The sequence below is a fragment of the Shewanella sp. SM73 genome (assembly GCF_025653795.1).
Taxonomy (GTDB): Bacteria; Pseudomonadota; Gammaproteobacteria; order Enterobacterales; family Shewanellaceae; genus Shewanella; species Shewanella oncorhynchi.
Genome location: NZ_JAKKRY010000004.1, coordinates 154,052 through 171,807 on the forward strand (window position 1 = coordinate 154,052; position 17,756 = coordinate 171,807).

The 17,756-nt window shown below is 46.5% G+C and carries 15 protein-coding genes; all 15 read right to left on the reverse strand.

Annotation, left to right across the window (positions count from 1 at the left end):
• Positions 1 to 38 precede the first annotated feature (38 nt).
• Positions 39 to 3,512, reverse strand: coding sequence for a DNA polymerase III subunit alpha (gene dnaE, locus L5M51_RS07940; protein ID WP_263172261.1), 3,474 nt, complete (start codon positions 3,510 to 3,512; stop codon positions 39 to 41).
• A 150-nt stretch (positions 3,513 to 3,662) separates the two neighbouring features.
• Positions 3,663 to 4,295 (reverse strand): ribonuclease HII, encoded by a 633-nt coding sequence (rnhB, locus tag L5M51_RS07945; RefSeq protein ID WP_263172263.1) that lies wholly within the window; start codon positions 4,293 to 4,295, stop codon positions 3,663 to 3,665.
• Complete coding sequence (lpxB, locus tag L5M51_RS07950; RefSeq protein WP_113938987.1) at positions 4,295 to 5,473, reverse strand: lipid-A-disaccharide synthase; 1,179 nt, start codon at positions 5,471 to 5,473, stop codon at positions 4,295 to 4,297. Before lpxB ends, rnhB begins: the two co-directional genes overlap by 1 nt.
• Before the next feature lie 241 nt (positions 5,474 to 5,714).
• A complete protein-coding gene (gene lpxA, locus L5M51_RS07955; RefSeq protein WP_263172264.1) occupies positions 5,715 to 6,485 on the reverse strand; it encodes an acyl-ACP--UDP-N-acetylglucosamine O-acyltransferase in 771 nt (256 codons plus the stop codon).
• A complete protein-coding gene (gene fabZ / locus L5M51_RS07960) occupies positions 6,482 to 6,946 on the reverse strand; it encodes a 3-hydroxyacyl-ACP dehydratase FabZ (RefSeq protein WP_006080990.1) in 465 nt (154 codons plus the stop codon). The genes lpxA and fabZ overlap by 4 nt, the downstream gene beginning before the upstream one ends.
• 31 nt (positions 6,947 to 6,977) lie before the next feature.
• Positions 6,978 to 8,003 carry a UDP-3-O-(3-hydroxymyristoyl)glucosamine N-acyltransferase gene (gene lpxD, locus L5M51_RS07965; RefSeq protein ID WP_105249717.1) on the reverse strand — a complete coding sequence of 342 codons (1,026 nt, stop codon included), beginning with the start codon at positions 8,001 to 8,003 and terminating at the stop codon, positions 6,978 to 6,980.
• Positions 8,004 to 8,006: 3 nt separating this feature from the next.
• Positions 8,007 to 8,504 (reverse strand): OmpH family outer membrane protein, encoded by a 498-nt coding sequence (locus tag L5M51_RS07970; protein ID WP_028760600.1) that lies wholly within the window; start codon positions 8,502 to 8,504, stop codon positions 8,007 to 8,009.
• 64 nt (positions 8,505 to 8,568) lie between these two features.
• On the reverse strand, positions 8,569 to 11,049 hold the full coding sequence (gene bamA, locus L5M51_RS07975) for an outer membrane protein assembly factor BamA (RefSeq protein WP_028760601.1): 2,481 nt from the start codon (positions 11,047 to 11,049) through the stop codon (positions 8,569 to 8,571).
• 31 nt (positions 11,050 to 11,080) lie between these two features.
• A complete protein-coding gene (gene rseP, locus L5M51_RS07980) occupies positions 11,081 to 12,451 on the reverse strand; it encodes a sigma E protease regulator RseP (RefSeq protein WP_028760602.1) in 1,371 nt (456 codons plus the stop codon).
• A gap of 39 nt (positions 12,452 to 12,490) precedes the next feature.
• Positions 12,491 to 13,681 carry a 1-deoxy-D-xylulose-5-phosphate reductoisomerase gene (gene ispC / locus L5M51_RS07985; RefSeq protein ID WP_263172265.1) on the reverse strand — a complete coding sequence of 397 codons (1,191 nt, stop codon included), beginning with the start codon at positions 13,679 to 13,681 and terminating at the stop codon, positions 12,491 to 12,493.
• Positions 13,682 to 13,685: 4 nt separating this feature from the next.
• Positions 13,686 to 14,543: a phosphatidate cytidylyltransferase gene (locus L5M51_RS07990; protein ID WP_131523803.1), complete on the reverse strand. Its 858-nt coding sequence runs from the start codon at positions 14,541 to 14,543 to the stop codon at positions 13,686 to 13,688.
• Between the two features lie 20 nt (positions 14,544 to 14,563).
• Positions 14,564 to 15,391, reverse strand: a complete 828-nt coding sequence (locus tag L5M51_RS07995) for an isoprenyl transferase (RefSeq protein WP_028760605.1) — start codon at positions 15,389 to 15,391, stop codon at positions 14,564 to 14,566.
• A gap of 81 nt (positions 15,392 to 15,472) precedes the next feature.
• Positions 15,473 to 16,030 (reverse strand): ribosome recycling factor, encoded by a 558-nt coding sequence (frr, locus tag L5M51_RS08000; protein WP_012088724.1) that lies wholly within the window; start codon positions 16,028 to 16,030, stop codon positions 15,473 to 15,475.
• Positions 16,031 to 16,051: 21 nt separating this feature from the next.
• On the reverse strand, positions 16,052 to 16,789 hold the full coding sequence (pyrH, locus tag L5M51_RS08005) for a UMP kinase (protein ID WP_006080981.1): 738 nt from the start codon (positions 16,787 to 16,789) through the stop codon (positions 16,052 to 16,054).
• Between the two features lie 68 nt (positions 16,790 to 16,857).
• Positions 16,858 to 17,709: a translation elongation factor Ts gene (tsf, locus tag L5M51_RS08010; RefSeq protein WP_028760606.1), complete on the reverse strand. Its 852-nt coding sequence runs from the start codon at positions 17,707 to 17,709 to the stop codon at positions 16,858 to 16,860.
• Between the last annotated feature and the right edge of the window lie 47 nt (positions 17,710 to 17,756).

Genomic DNA, 17,756 nt, shown 5'->3' on the forward strand with positions numbered 1-17,756 from the left:
TTAACTTCATCTGTTTGCACCTAAGACATTCGCCAACATTAGAATAAAATTCTCACCTTGTTTGGCCCGAGGAGCGATTCGAGCGAGAGCATCAAGTCATCGGTCGGATTCACTCGCCAAGCATCGGCTAACCTAAACTGACCTTTGGCTTGAGCTTGAGTGTAATTGATCACCACAGGCACGGCGCCGTTACGCCACGGGCTTAGGGCTTGCTCAAAAGTGTCTAACGCCGATGGCGTTAACTCGCTGCCATCCATATCAATTTCCAGCGCTTTGGCAAAGTGGCTGCGCGCCTCACTGATATCGATGATGTTACGCGCCGTCATACGGTTGCCGCCGGCAAAATCATCGTAACTCACCTCACCTTCACAAATGAGGATGCGGTCTTTCTCCAGCAGATGATTAAACTTTTCAAAGGCTTCGGTAAACAACATGATTTCGAGACGTGCGCTCTTATCATCGAGCGTCAACAGGCCCATTTTCGAGCCGCGCTTGGTCAGCATCACTCGCGTTGCCACCACTAAACCCGCAGCCTTAGCGGTTTTACCGCGTTCGGTGGGATGCACATCTTTCAAACGACCGGACGTGTAATGCTTAAGCTCTTTTAAATATTGATTGATCGGATGACCGGTCAAATACAAGCCTAAGGTTTCGCGCTCGCCTTCGAGCCAAATTTTATCTGGCCATGGGGTACATTCGACAAACTGCTGCTTATTGTCTTCGGGTTCACTGTTGAGCAAACCAAACATATCGTGTTGGCCAATCGCCTCGGCTTTGGCATGTTGATCAGCAGCCCGAATCGCTTCGGGCAAGGTTGCCATCATAGACGCACGATGCGGCCCTAGAGTATCGAGTGCGCCCGCGCAGATCAGCTTTTCAATCACGCGCTTATTGAGCTTTTTCAAATCGATACGGGCACAGAAATCGAATAAATCCACGAAGGGGCCATCTTTACGCGCCTCTAAAATCGATTCAACTGGACCTTCACCCACGCCTTTAATGGCGCCAATGCCATAAACAATGCGCAAATCATCATCGACGGTAAATTTGAACAAGCCTTTGTTCACATCCGGAGGAATGAGCGGTAATCCCATACGCTCACATTCATCGACCAAAGTCACAATTTTATCTGTGTTGTCCATATCAGCCGACATTACCGCCGCCATAAACTGCGAAGGATAATGGGTTTTTAGCCATAAGGTCTGATAAGAAACAAGCGCATAGGCGGCTGAGTGAGATTTGTTAAAACCGTAGCCGGCGAACTTTTCCACTAAGTCGAAGATCTTCATCGACAAGTCGCCGTCGACGCCGTTATTGATTGCGCCCTCTTTAAAGATACTGCGCTGCTTGGCCATCTCTTCGGGCTTTTTCTTACCCATAGCACGGCGCAACATGTCGGCGCCGCCAAGGGTGTAACCCGATAACACCTGTGCAATCTGCATCACTTGCTCTTGATACAGAATAATACCGTAGGTCGGCGATAGCAGTTCTTTTAGGGATTCATGCTGGTACTGAGAATCGGGGTACGAGACTTCTTCGCGCCCATGCTTACGCTCGATAAAGTTATCTACCATGCCCGATTGCAAAGGCCCAGGGCGGAACAATGCCACCAGTGCGATCATGTCTTCAAAACAGTCGGGCTGCAGACGCTTAATCAAATCCTTCATACCGCGGGATTCCAACTGGAATACCGCCGTGGTTTCATATTTTTGCAACAAGCGGAAAGATGCCGCATCCGTTAACGGAATCGCTTCGATACGCACAGGTGGGCGACCGTTTTTGACCTCGACCTTGTTCACCATTTCCAGTGCCCAGTCGATGATTGTCAAAGTGCGTAAACCCAAAAAGTCGAATTTAACTAAACCTGCGGTTTCAACGTCGTTTTTATCGAATTGCGTTACTGGGTTTTTACCTTCAGCATCGCAATAGAGTGGCGCAAAATCGGTAATTTTTGTTGGTGCAATCACCACACCACCCGCGTGTTTACCCGCGTTACGCGTCACACCTTCGAGCTTGCGACACATGTCGATCAGATCTTTTACGTCTTCATCGGCATCATAGGATTCTTGCAGGGCTGGCTCGACCTCAAAAGCTTTCGCCAGCGTCATCCCAGGTTCTGGTGGAATGAGTTTAGAAATTCGGTCAACGAAGCCATAGGGATGACCCAGCACACGGCCAACGTCACGAATAACCGCTTTTGCCGCCATAGTTCCGAAGGTGATGATTTGCGATACCGCTTCGCGGCCGTACAATTCGGCCACATGGTCGATCACTTCATCACGTCTATCCATGCAAAAGTCGACGTCAAAGTCGGGCATAGAAACCCGCTCAGGGTTGAGGAATCGCTCGAACAGTAAATCAAATTCCAATGGGTCTAAGTCGGTAATCTTAAGCGCATAGGCCACGAGTGAACCCGCGCCCGAGCCACGACCAGGCCCTACTGGAATACCGTTATCTTTACCCCATTGGATGAACTCCATTACGATCAAGAAGTAACCGGGGAACCCCATCTGGTTGATCACTTTAAGTTCAATATCGAGGCGCTCATCGTATTCGCCGCGTTTCTCGGCGCGCACCTCAGGATCAGGGAACAAAAACTCGAGCCGCTCTTCGAGGCCCTTCTTCGAACAATCGACCAGAAAGTCTTCAATGGACATATCGCCCGTCGGGAAATTGGGCAGGAAATATTCGTATAAACGGATCGTTACATTACAGCGTTTAGCGATTTCGACACTGTTCGACAACGCCGCAGGAATGTCGGCGAATAGTTCACACATTTCCTCTTCGCTACGCAAATACTGCTGTTCACTGTATTTTTTAGGTCGGCGAGGATCTGCAAGGGTAAAGCCATCGTGAATTGCCACCCGAATTTCGTGGGCATCAAAATCTTCGGGTTTAAGAAACACCACCTGATTAGTAGCCACCACAGGGATGCCCTTCTCCTGCGCTAAGGCCACAGCCATATGCAGATAACGCTCTTCATCGGGTCGACCTGTGCGGATAAGTTCGAGGAAATAACGGTCAGTGAAATGGGTCTGATAAAAGTCGCATAAAGATTCGACTTGTGTGCCATTGCCCTTGAGCAGTGCCTTACCCAGATCGCCTTCTTTGGCGCCCGATAACAGCAAAATGCCTTCGTTATAAGTGAGTAACCACTCTTGGTCTATCACTACACGGCCGGCCACTTGGCCACGCAAATAGGCTTGACTGATGATTTGAGTCAGATTCTGATAACCGACATTGTTCATCGCAATGATGGTTAAGGCGCATAATTCGCCTTCAAATCCGGGCACTTGCATCCAAAAATCGGCACCAATAATCGGCTTGATCCCCGCACCATGGCAACCACTGTAAAACTTCACCAAACCACAAAAGTTATTTTGGTCAGTCAAGGCGACCGCAGCCATTCCCTGCGCTTCCACCTGCGCCAAAATAGGCTTGACCTTCGCCACGCCATCGGTCATAGAGAAGTCACTGTGGACACGAAGATGCACAAAACGAGGATCGGACATAATTAGGATTATCTTTGAATAGCAGGTTAACAATAACTAGAAAGCAGACTAACAAAGTCACGCAGCCAGAGCCAGTGACTTTGCTGGATAACGGGAACTTATACCCAAACAACCTGAAACTCGTATCTTCAGGTAGCTTGGGAGCACAGCTTACAGTCCCAGTAATGCCTTGACGGGTTTAAAACTTTTACGATATTGGTCAAACACCCCATGTTCGGCGATGGCCTCAAAATGCGCCTTAGTCGGATAGCCCTTATGCTTAGCAAAACCGTATTGCGGATAAGCAGCATCGAGCACATCCATCTCACGATCACGCGTCACTTTGGCGATAATCGATGCGGCACTAATACTGGCAATTAAACCATCACCTTTAATGATGCTGTGACTGGTAAGCGAGACGCCATTATGGGCAACAAATGCCGGACTGCGATTGCCATCGACTAACACCAACGTAGGCGCAATCTTAAGCCCTGCAACCGCGCGCTGCATTGCCAACATAGTGGCATGCAAGATATTAAGCGTATCGATTTCAGCAGGACTTGCGCGGCCCACGTGATAACACAGGGCTTTTTCACAAATCTCATCAAACAAAGCTTCGCGGCGCTTCTCACTGAGTTTCTTGGAATCATTCAGACCACTGATGGGCTTGTTTGGATCTAAAATCACAGCCGCAGTCACTACATCGCCGACTAATGGCCCACGGCCGACTTCATCCACACCAGCAATTAATCCCGTCGAAAAGGCCAGCAAATCGGCGTCGGTTAAACTTTTAAAAGTTGCCACTAGTTAGCCTCCAGTGATTTAGCATGACTTGGTTTAGGCTCAACCAGTGCCATTACCGCTTCAGCGGCTTTTAAGCTCGCATCACGGCGTAACACTTGGTGCAGGGCATCAAACTCAGCTTTGAGCGGCGTAAAATCTCGATTTAACTCGACTGTGACCGCCGCAGCTATTTTCTCTGGCGTGCAATCTTCTTGAATGAGCTCAGGGACGAGATCTTTTCCAGCCAGTAGATTCGGTAACGAGAAACGCTCGACCTGCATCATGCGCTTAGCAATCCAATAGGTCATAGGGCTAACACGATAAGCCACCACCATTGGACGCTTAACCAACATGGCTTCTAACGTCGCGGTGCCTGATGCTAATAAAATGCCATCGGCAGCCGCCATGACTTCGCGCGACTGACCTTCGACCATATGAATTTCGAGATCCGGTGCAAAATCCTTCAGCGCTTGCTCAAATTGCTCACGGCGTTTTTGATTGACCAGCGGCGTCACAAAACGTATATCAGGGAAGTTCTGTTTAATCAGTAAAGCCGCCTTCACGAAAGGCTCGGCCAATTGCTTTAACTCGCCACCACGAGATCCCGGTAGAATCGCTAAATATTCTGCATCGGCATCGAGTTCAAGTAACTGACGCGCCGCCGCTTTATCGCTTCGCAACGGAATATCATCCGCTAAGGTATGACCCACAAAGGTGCAAGGTACTTGATGCTTGTCATAAAAAGCTTTCTCAAATGGCAATAACGACAACACCATATGGGTCGCCTTCGCGATTTTGAATATACGTTTTGGGCGCCATGCCCACACTGATGGGCTCACATAATGGACGGTTTTAATACCGCGCGCTTTGAGTTTAAGCTCGAGGCCTATATTAAAATCCGGTGCATCTATGCCAATAAAACAATCGGGCTTAAGCGCGGTGATCTCTTTAATCAAGGATGACCGCACTTTTAATAAGCGAGGTAGACGAGATAACACTTCAACGATTCCCATCACTGCGAGTTCTTCCATCGCAAACAGGGATTTGAAGCCTAGGGCTTCCATGCGGGGTCCACCGATACCGACAAAGCGCGCATCGGGGTGGGTCTTTTGCAGCGCAGCCATTAAACCTGCACCTAAAATATCGCCTGAGAGTTCTCCGGCAACCATGGCAAACACTAATGGAGTTTTATTGCTCATAAACCAATCACGTCTCATGAATTAATGGCATTGGATGAAGAGGTAAACCGCACCTAAAATGCATCGTTCCAAGCCTACACTTATGTTAAGTTAATGATTCAATTAATGACTAAGCTCATTTATGGTCGAATGCATTGATGAATAAACACATTTTTAACGGCTACGTCTACCACAAAAAAGGCTTAAACCAATAATACAAAAGGGCATAAAAATGCCCTTTTGTTGTCATGTGGTCATCAAGTTATCGAATAATGCCGCGACTCGATGACTTTACAAACTCAAGCAGTAATTTGACTTGCTCATCGTTCTGCGCATCTTCAGCTAATGCTTCAATCGCTTCTTCTACCGTTAAGCTGCTACGATATAACGTTTTATAAGCACGACGCACGGCTAACTGGCTTTCTTTAGAAAAACCGCGACGCTTCATACCTTCGCTGTTTAAGCCGCGAGGCACTGTCGGTTGACCCGCTGCCATCACAAAAGGAGGCACATCCTGCAAAACTAAAGAACAACCGGCAGTAAACGCATGGGCACCAATATGCACAAACTGATGTACGCCTGTCATACCGCCTAAAATCGCCCAGTCACCGACGTGCACATGACCTGCAATAGATGCGTTATTCGCCATGATGACATTATCGCCGACCACACAGTCATGGGCGATATGCACATAGTTCATAAACAAGTTATTCGAACCAATACGGGTTTCACTGTTATCTTGAACTGTACCGCGGTGAATGGTCACGTTTTCACGGATGACGTTATTGTCGCCAATGATCAGTCGTGTCGGCTCGCCAGCGTACTTTTTGTCTTGGCATTCTTCACCAACGGAGGCGAATTGAAAAATACGATTCCCTTTGCCGATAATCGTTGGACCTTTGACCACCACATGGGAACTCAACCAACAATCATCACCAATTTCGACGCCCGCACCGATATAAGTCCAAGGGCCAATAGTGACGTTATTGCCAATTTTTGCATCGGGATGCACAAACGCTAATGTATTTATCATTGACTAATCTCTCTGCGGGCACACATGATTTCAGCGGAACAAACCACTTCACCATCCACTTTGGCCTCACCGTAGAAAACGCCAATCCCGCGGCGCTCTTTAATCATTTTGACATCAAAATGAATTTGATCTCCTGGCTCAACCACACGTCTAAAACGCGCATTATCGATACCAGCAAAGTAATACAACACACCTGGTGGTGGTACATCACTACTCATCGTTTTAAAGGCTAACAGGCCAGTTGCCTGTGCCATCGCTTCTAAAATAAGCACACCTGGCATCACAGGTTGTATCGGGAAATGTCCCTGAAAAAATGGCTCATTTATTGAAACGTTTTTGATCGCCTGCAGACTAACACCAGGAGTGTAATCAAGCACACGATCGATCAATAGGAATGGATATCTATGGGGTAGATATTTAAGTATTTCTTTAATATCCATAGTGTTCATTTGATTAGACACGAACCGAGTTCCTCAAATTGCCTTGGGGCAATTAATCTGGTGTTTTTAAATTTTTTTCCAACGTTTTAACACGCTGGAACAGTTCATCTAACTGACGGAAACGAACTGTATTTTTACGCCAAAGTTTATTGTCCATTGCCACGGTGGCAGAAGAGTATAAACCAGGCTCACGCATATTAGTGGTGATATTGGTAGCACCAGACACATGCACACCATCGGCAATGCTCAAATGACCTGCGATGGCACAGCTACCGCCAATAATACAATATTTACCAATAGTGACACTGCCAGCAACAGTAGTACTGCCTGCAATAGCAGTATTTTCGCCGATTATATCGTTATGGGCAATTTGCACTTGGTTATCAATAATCACACCGTCGTGGATCTCTGTATGGCCTAATGCCCCACGATCTACCGTTGAATTAGCACCAATTTCAACCCGATCGCCAATACGCACGCCACCTGTCTGCGGAATTTTAATCCACTGACCACGTTCGTTAGCATAACCAAAACCATCTGAGCCTAATACGGCACCCGAATGGATAATACAATCCTGTCCTAAATGCACATCGTGATAGACGGTGACATTAGCCCACAAACGTGTTTTTGAGCCAATAACCACATCTTGTCCCAGCACAACACCGGCACCGATCTGCACATTTTCACCTAAAATGACGTTCGCACCAATCACAGCATTCGCGCCAATAGCGACACCTTCCCCTAAATGGGCTGAAGGATCAATTTGTGCCGAAGGATGGATACCCACCGCTGCTTTGGGTGTAGTGTCCAAATACTGAGCAACACGAGCAAAACCGACATATGGATCTTTTACAATTAACGCAGTACCTTGATAATCCTGCGCATCTTTAGCTGACAATAACACCGCACTCGCTTGAGTTGCCTCAAGCTGAGAGCGGTATTTACTGTTGGCTAAAAAAGAGATCTGACCCGCCTTGGCATTTTCTAAGGTCGCCACACTATTAATAATTAGCGTTTCGTCGCCTTGGATATCACCGTCTAATAACAGGCATAGCTCTTTTAAAGTCACACTATTCATCTATTACTTGCCTTTGCTTAAGGCTTCAACCACTTTGCCACTGATGTCAGCGTTAGGCTTAACATAAATGACAGCACCACGTTGTAATACCAAATCATATTGGTCTTTTTCAGCGATAGTGTTGATGGCTTTTTGCACTTTAACTAACAGTTTATTTTGCTCTTCACCTTGGCGACGACGTAGGTCTTCATCCAATGCTTTGCCTTTTAACTGATATTCAGATTTTAGCGATTCCATTTTACGAACCAGCTCAGTTTTTTGTGCATCGTTCATTAATGCACCATCACGTTGCTGCTTCTCCATCAGAGAACGCATTTCTTCTTGCATTTTTTGGACATCAGCTACGCGATCACCAAACTCTTTCTTCAGAGATTGAGAGATCTGTTCACGTTGTGGGAGCTGTTCAAACACAGCGCCCATATCCACTACGGCAATTTTCTCAGCATGTGCCACTAACGGCGCGCCTAACAAAACTAACGTCATCAGCGCGCAATTTACCATCTTGTTCAAAATAAACTCCTTGTTACCTTGTTATTGTCAGCAAAACTTGCCGAGTGTATGCCTTTTAAAAAGTTTTGCCAATATTGAAAGAGAAGATCTCCGTTTGGTCACCTTCATATTCTTTAAGCGGCCACGCCAAGCTGAACACCATAGGTCCCATAGGTGATAACCATTGCACACTCAAGCCCCAAGAGGCGCGCAGGCGAGCTGGATCACTATAGTCTTGTAACTTAGCAAACTCGTCCGCCGGAAGTGTTTGATATGACTCGTAATCAAACTCAGTATCCCAGACGTTACCCGCATCGACGAAGAAGCTAGTACGAACTGAGTTAGTGTAAGCCTCATCCAGGAATGGGGTTGGTACAATCAACTCCATACTTGCCGTTGCAAGGGCATTACCACCGATAGAGCGGCCAGAACTGACTTGGATACTATTAGGATCGCCAGGCAAGCTACAGCCATCGCCCGATGGATCCGGTGCACACGGCTCACTACCTCGATAGAGATAGAATGAACGAGGGCCTACAGAGTTAGACTTAAAGCCACGTAGCGAGCTACTACCACCTGAGTAATAGTTTTCCCAGAAAGGCAGAATTTGGTCATTATCATTAAATTGACCATAACCGTTACCATAACCTAATCGACCACGGGCCAAGAGCACAACGCTCTGACTGCGGTTAACAGGGAAATAATAGTTAGTGTCAAAGTCTGTCTTAAAATACTGTAAATCAGACCCTGGCGAAGTCATTTTGCCGTTCAGACGCTGAGAAGAGCCATCTGTTGGGAAAGTGCCACGGTTCAAGGTGCTACGATACCAGCCCAGGCTGAGTTCGAAGTTATCGAAACTTAAGTCCGCGTTTGGATCGTCATCACGATAGATGTTATAGAAACGCAGTGCCTGCTCATAGGCAGAAATTTCAGAAATCGTGTTGTGACGATAGCCAATACCACCATTGATACGGTTGTATTCGTTAATCGGGAAACCCGAGTTAAGCGCCACACCATACGAACTGTTTTTATAGCGTTCTAAGTTAGCTTCATTGGCGTCAAACTCACTCCAATAAACGCTCCCGCCTAAACTCACACCGTCTTTTGTCCAGTACGGATCGGTATAGGATAAGTTAACGTTTTTAGAGTACTTGTTGGTGCTCAAGCTGATACCCGCTTGGTTACCTGTGCCTAAGAAGTTGTTTTGTTGTACACCAAACTGCAAACTCAGACCTGATTCAGTACCATAACCGACACCCGCGTTGAATGAGCCCGACGGCTGCTCTTTCACTTTAACCGCAACATCGACTAAATCATCGGTACCTGGCACTTGAATGGTTTCAGTGTCAACGGTTTCGAAGAAACCCAAACGGTTAAGACGCGCTTTAGATTGCTCAACTTGCGCTGAGTTTAACCAAGCCCCTTCCATCTGACGCAGCTCACGGCGCATCACTTCATCTTTAGTCACTGTGTTACCAGTGAAGTTAATCGCCCGTACGTAAACACGTTTACCCGGTTTAACATTGATGTTTAAGGTGACTTCTTTAGTCTTATCATCAATTTCAGGGTAGGTTTTCACTTCAGGGTAAGCATAACCGAAGCGGCCTAAATATTTGCTGTACATTTCTTCGGTGAAAGTCACATCACCGCCGTTGTACATATCACCTGCTTTGATTGGCAGAATTGATTTCATCAACTCTTCACGGCCCATCAAATCACCCGTCAGGTTTACTTCTTTAACTTTATACTTCTCACCTTCATCTACGTTGATGGTGATATATAAACCTTTACGGTCAGGCGTCATGGCCACTTGAGTCGAGGTGACTTCGAAGCGGATATAACCTTTATTGTGATAATAGGTTTTGATGGTCTCGAGATCGGCCTGCAGCTTTTGCTTCTGATAACGACGCTCACCAAACAGATCCCACCAAGCCACATAATCTTTAAGTTCCAGCATGCCAATCAACTCAGCATCGGTGAACTCATGATTACCGACCACGTTAATTTGGCGGATTTCGGCAGCTAAACCTTCGGTAAACTTAAATTTCAGCTCAACCCGATTACGGGGTAAGTTAATCACTTGGGCTTCCACTTTCGCGCCGTATTTACCCACGCCGTAGTAGAAATCCTGCAGACCCTTTTCAATACCGGTCAACATAGTGCGATCGAGGGACTCACCGACTTTAACGCCAGAACCGTCCAGACTTTCCTGTAACTGTTCGTCTTTAATGTCTTTGTTGCCATCGAATGTCACGGCACTAATAGTCGGACGCTCAGTGACTTTCACCACTAATACGCCGCCATCTCGGCTCACGGAAACATTTTCAAAGTTAGTCGATGCATACAAGCTTTTAATCGCTTGCTGGATTCTTAACTGGTCAACAGTGTCACCTACTTTTACTGGTAAGCTTAACAAGGCAGCACCGAGTGCAACTCGTTGCAAACCTTCAACTTGGATGTCGGTCACTTCAAACGGTTGGAAAGTATCTGCCAACACAGTCCCTGAAAACGACGCACCGACGAATAACATCGAGGCAAAAAGTTTATTCAATCTCATAGAGCACTTCTAATTATTAGTCTGTCCTTGCTCAGAGTCGGGCAAAATCATTGAAAAGCGCAACGCTCATCAACATCAGCAGTATTGCTGCCCCAAATCTGAATCCTATTTCCTGCACCTTTTCAGGTACAGGTTTACCAGTTATTACTTCAATAAAGTAATACAGCAGGTGTCCCCCATCGAGCACAGGTAAAGGCAGCAAGTTAATGATGCCTAAATTGACGCTGATGAGCGCGAGGAACCCGAGAAAATAGACCAAGCCATAGTTTGCACTACTGCCCGCACCCTGTGCGATCGAAATGGGTCCACTCAGGTTTTTCACCGACACATCGCCGGTAAATAATTTGCCAATCATCTTAAAGCTCACAGCAACAAGTTGCCATGTTTTATCCGCTGCTATACCGAAAGAATCGATTGGTCCATATTCAAGTTGTAAACGCATATTGTCTGGCCATTGTGCTTGAGTCGGGCTCACCCCGAGCATACCTATCTCTTGGCCATCGGCATTTTTACTGCTTAAGGGTGTTACTGCCACATTAAACTGTTCGCCATTGCGACGCACAGTTAAACTCACAGGCACATTGGCAGAATGTTGAATAATGTCAACAAAAGCCTGCCAATCGGTATAATTTTTACCATTTATTGCGACTAAGGTGTCACCGACTTTTAGCTCACTATTCGCAGCGGCACTGTCAGGACTAATCGCAGCAATGGTGGGGACGATTTCGGGACGATAAATCCCTAACCCTAATGCCGTAATCGGGGATTCTTTTTCAGGATCAAAACGCCAATTACGCGTATCTAAGGTATAAGACCGCGCACTAGAGTCTAAACCTTGCAAACCATTCAATGGCGTTAGCGATACACTCAGACTTTCATCACCTATGTGGCCGACTAAAGCTAAATTCACTTCTTCCCAGTTACGCACAGCCTGACCGGAAATGGCCGTTATTTGCATTGGCTCTGTGATTTGAATTTGCGCAGCAGCAGTCCCGGGTGTCGTCGAGGTGATCACAGGCTTAAGTGATGGCACACCAATCAGATACATAAAATACAGGGCAACGATGGCAAAAATAAAGTTAGCAATTGGACCTGCGGCCACAATCGCAATACGTTGCCATACGGTTTTACGATTGAACGCTTGATCTTTTAATTCATCGGGAACGTCTTCAACACGCTCATCGAGCATTTTGACATAGCCGCCAAGGGGGATCATGGCTAATACATATTCAGTGCCGTCTTTACCAACACGGCGCCAAATAGCCTTACCAAAACCAATGGAGAAACGTTCGACTTTCACGCCACAACGTCGCGCGATATAGAAATGGCCGTATTCGTGGGCAGTAATTAACAGACCCAGTGCAACGATGAAAGAACCTAAGTTCCATAAAAAATCTAACATCCCACTCCTTACGTTATAAATTTAATCACTCAGCTATTGCTAAGCGATGCTTGCTAATGTCTCACACGCATAGACGCGGGTTTGCGCATCTAAGGCTAAAATATCTTCTATGCTGCCCATAGGACGTTTAGGCACAGTGACTAAACAAGCCTCATTCACTTTTGCAATTTGCGTAAAACCAATTTGCCCCTGCAAGAATGCTTCAACAGCGACCTCATTGGCAGCGTTTAATACGGTTGTTGCCTCTTGGCCTTGGGCACACGCCTCCATAGCCAAAGCCAAACAGGGGAAACGTTCAAAATCAGGTTCATAAAAGCTTAACTGTCCGACTTTGAAAAAATCTAAAGGTTCAACGCCCGAATGAATTCTTTGCGGATAAGCCATGCAATGGGCAATCGGTGTGCGCATATCTGGGTTACCCATTTGGGCGATAACCGAACCATCACGGTACTGCACCATAGAGTGGATCACGCTTTGCGGATGAATAACCACTTTAAGTTGCTCAGCCTGAGTATTAAACAACCACCGCGCCTCAATGAACTCTAACCCCTTATTCATCATAGTGGCGGAGTCAACAGAGATTTTAGGTCCCATGGACCAATTAGGGTGTTTACAGGCTTGGGCAGGCGTCATGGCCGCAAGTGTCGCAAGTTCCGACCGCAGGAAAGGTCCGCCAGAACCGGTTAACAAAATATGGGATATACCCGACGCAGCTAAATCGCAACGGCCGAGGTTAGCCTGTACTTCTAGGGGTAAACATTGAAAGATAGCATTATGCTCACTGTCCACGGGCAAGAGCACAGCACCAGAGCGCTTAGTCGCCTCAATAAACAACTCACCCGACATGACTAAAGCTTCTTTATTGGCCAGTAATACTCGCTTTCCCGCCTTCACGGCTTCAAGGGTTGGTACTAGCCCTGCCGCCCCGACAATCGCTGCCATTACAGTATCCACTTCGGCAGCCGTCACTAAACCGAGTAAATCGTTCATGCCAGTAGTGACTTGGATATTGAGCGCAGCGGGTAAAACGGCGCGTAACTGTTTCGCAGCCTCTTCATCCACCATATGCGCGACTTTCGGTTTATGGGCTACACACAAAGCCAGCATCTTATCAACGCTCGCATTGGCCACCAATCCATAGATACTATAAGCCAATGGATTAGCCGAAATCACGCTTAAGGTACTAGCACCAATTGAACCGGTAGCACCCAAAATCACCATATTTTGCATAGCGTTACATCCAGAATGCAATGTAGATCAGGGTAAACACCGGCAAGGCTGCAGTCAGGCTGTCGATGCGGTCGAGCACGCCGCCGTGACCGGGCAAAATAGTGCCAGAATCTTTAATACAGGCCGCACGCTTAAACATACTCTCAGATAAATCGCCCAGCGCCGACACTAAAGCAACAAATAAGGTCACAGCCACAACTAAACCCAGTTCTTGCTCTGGCGAATAATACATAACACCTGCAACCACGAGCATAGTCGTCACTAAACCACCGAGTAGGCCTTCCAAGGTTTTAGCAGGGCTCACTGCAGGCATCAGTTTCGTTTTACCTATCGCTTTACCGACGAAGTAAGCCCCAGAATCCGCGGCCCACACAATCAACATCACTAACAGTACTAACACTGGGCCGTAATAGGGTGAAGTTTGTGAGCTAATGGATTTGAGCGCGATAAGAGCAACAAAGCAAGGCACTAAGGTTAACTGTCCAAACATGGACTTAAACATAGGATTCTTTTGCCAGAACTTAGCGCTTTTAGGATAAGTTACCACTAATAATAGTGATGCTAACCACCAGAATGCACCAATATAGAGAATGGCCAAATAGATAGGATGTAACTGATGGCTTAACCAAACTGCATCAATTGGCACAATCAGATTAATTGCCACCAATAAGATACCAACTGTGAAGGTAAAGCTCCACTGAGTGACATCACACTGATTATCGATAATTCTTCCCCATTCCTTTGCTGCAATAAGGAAGACGGCAACTAAGGCCCAGGCGAAGTAGCTGGCAGGGAGCAAAAATATCGCCCCCAAAACTAATGGAACTAACCAAGTTGCTGTTATTATTCGTTGTTTTAGCAAAAAAAATCCCTCATGAGGTTTTACAATGCACGCATCTCATCAATCTGACTTCCAGTCAGACCAAAACGGCGCTGGCGACTTGCAAAAATGGCTATCGCTTCATGAAAAGCCTGTTCATCGAAATCAGGCCAAAGGGTGTCGGTAAACACCAATTCTGCATAGGCCGCCTGCCACAGCACAAAATTACTGATGCGACAGTCCCCGCCCGTGCGGATCATTAAATCAACTTCACTCTGATTTTGCATGCACAAATGTGCACTTAAGGCTTCTTCGGTGAACTGACTGCTGGTCATTTCGCCAGTTTCGACCTTTTCCGCTAATTTTTGTGCTGCTTGAAGTATGTCCCAACGGCCACCATAGTTAGCCGCAACATTCAGAACCAAGCCAGTATTGCGAGATGTCTTCTCTTGAGCAGCAGCAATTTGCTTCTGTAATCGCGCAGAAAAGCGGCTGATATCGCCAATAATGTTGAGCTTAACCTGATTCTTATCCAGCAATTTAATTTCGCGCTGTAATACGGTAAAAAACAACTCCATCAGCAAGCTGACTTCTTTATCGGGTCTACGCCAATTCTCGCTAGAAAATGCGAATAAGGTTAGCGATTCAATGCCTAATTGGCTTGCCGTGCTTACGGCTCTTCTAACGGCCTTAACACCAGCCTTATGTCCCATCACTCGTGGTTTACCTTGGGTTTGTGCCCAACGCCCATTGCCATCCATGATAATAGCAACATGCTTAGGTAACGACTGTTTCACGAGTTCGGGTAATTGTCCCGGCAAGGTCGTTTGAGTGTATAAATCACTCTCACTCGTCCTAGGGTGCGGATCAAGTTCCACTGTGGATGACATCTAATACAGCCCTTTAAAATAGACAAACGCCGTGTAGTATACCCCTACACGGCGCATCAACTCTAGCTTATCGAACTGAGATTAGACTTCCATCAACTCAATTTCTTTGGCCGCTAAAATCTCATCGACCTTTTTAATGTGAGCATCGGTGAACTTTTGCACTTCTTCTTCACTGCGACGCACATCATCTTCAGTACAAGCTTTAGCTTTTTCAAGCTTTTTCACTTCAGAAATCGCATCACGACGCACGTTACGGATAGCAATACGACCGTTTTCAGCTTCGTTACGTACCACTTTGATGAAGTCTTTACGACGTTCTTCAGTCAACGCGGGTAATGGAATACGTAATGTCGCGCCAGCTGACATAGGATTCAGACCTAAATCAGAGCTCATAATAGCCTTTTCAACGGCTTGGATAGCACTACGGTCAAACACAGTCACAGACAGAGTGCGTGAATCTTCAACGCCCACGTTAGCCACTTGGTTTAGTGGCGTCATAGTGCCGTAGTAAGAGACTTGAATGGAATCCAGCAGGCTTGGGTGGGCACGACCGGTACGCACTTTTGCCATTTGGTTTTTAGTCGCGTCAACGCATTTACCCATACGCTCTTGCGCATCTTTCTTAATGTTCTCAATCACGTTAAATGTCCTTCTTGGTCATTAAATAACTTTTTTCGCTCTGATCAGCGTGCCTTCTTCTTCACCCATGATAACGCGGCGTAGAGCGCCAGGTTTATTCATGTTGAAGACTAAAATAGGCATGTCGTGATCACGCGCCATAGTAAAGGCGGCTAAGTCCATTACTTTTAATTCTTTTTCCAGAATTTCCGCATAAGTCACTTCATCATACTTAACGGCGTCTGGGTTCTTCATTGGGTCTTCGGAGTATACACCGTCGACTTTAGTGCCTTTCAATACGACTTCAGCTTCGATTTCAATGCCGCGTAAACAGGCCGCAGAATCGGTCGTGCAGAAAGGATTACCTGTACCGGCAGCAAAAATAACCACTCGGCCAGATTTTAGCAAGCTGATCGCTTCAGCCCAATTGTAATCATCACACACACCCTTTAACGGGATAGCTGACATCAGACGAGCATTAACATAGGCACGGTGCAGGGCGTCTCGCATTGCCAAGCCGTTCATAACCGTTGCCAGCATACCCATGTGATCGCCCACCACACGGTTCATGCCGGCTTTTGCTAGGCCTTCACCGCGAAACAGATTACCACCACCAATAACCACACCCACCTGAATACCCAGCTCAACCAGCTCTTTCACTTCCTGAGCCATGCGATCTAATACTTTAGGGTCGATGCCGAAGCCTTCGTCGCCCATCAGTGCTTCGCCACTTAATTTAAGAAGAATGCGTCTAAATGCGGGTTTTGGATTGGTGCTCATAATTTTTATCCTGGTCATAACAAGACCGCAGCTATTGCCGCGGTCTTGGGGGTATTTAGCGTTGGCGATTAAGCCTTTTTAGAAGCAGCGATTTGAGCAGCAACTTCAGCCGCAAAATCTTCTTCTTTCTTCTCAATACCTTCACCCACTTCTAAACGAATGAAGTTAGTGACTTTAGCGCCTTTCTCTTTCAGAATTTCGCCAACAGTTTTCTTTGGTTCCATGATGTAAGCTTGACCAGTCAGAGAAATCTCACCAGTAAACTTCTTCATACGACCTAGAACCATCTTCTCAGCGATCTCTGCCGATTTGCCTTCGTTCATTGACATTTCGATTTGCAGAGCTTGTTCTCTTGCAACGATTTCTGCAGGAACATCTTCTGGGTTCACGTATTCAGGCTTAGAAGCAGCAACGTGCATTGCGATGTGCTTTAAGGTTTCTTCGTCAGCTTCACCGGCAACAACAACGCCAATGCGCTCACCGTGACGGTATGAAGATAGGTTTGCACCATCGATGTACTCAACACGACGAATGTTGATGTTTTCACCGATTTTAGTTACCAATGCAACGCGTGCATCTTCGAACTGTGCTTTTAAATCTTCAAGAGTCACTTTAGATGCAGCAGCGGCATCTAATACTGCGTTCGCGAATGCTAAGAAGTTTGAATCTTTAGCAACGAAGTCAGTTTGACAGTTAACTTCTAATAGCGCAGCGAAACCTTCGCCATTCTTGATCAGAATTGTACCGTCAGCAGCGATGTTACCCGCTTTTTTAGCTGCTTTAGCAGCGCCAGACTTACGCATGTTGTCAATTGCTAACTCCATGTCGCCGTTAGCTTCTGTCAGAGCGTTTTTACAATCCATCATGCCTGCGCCAGTACGGTCGCGCAGTTCTTTAACTTGGGCAGCAGTAATTGCCATTGTTAAATCCTCTATAAAAAATCGACTAATTTGCAGATATAAAACAG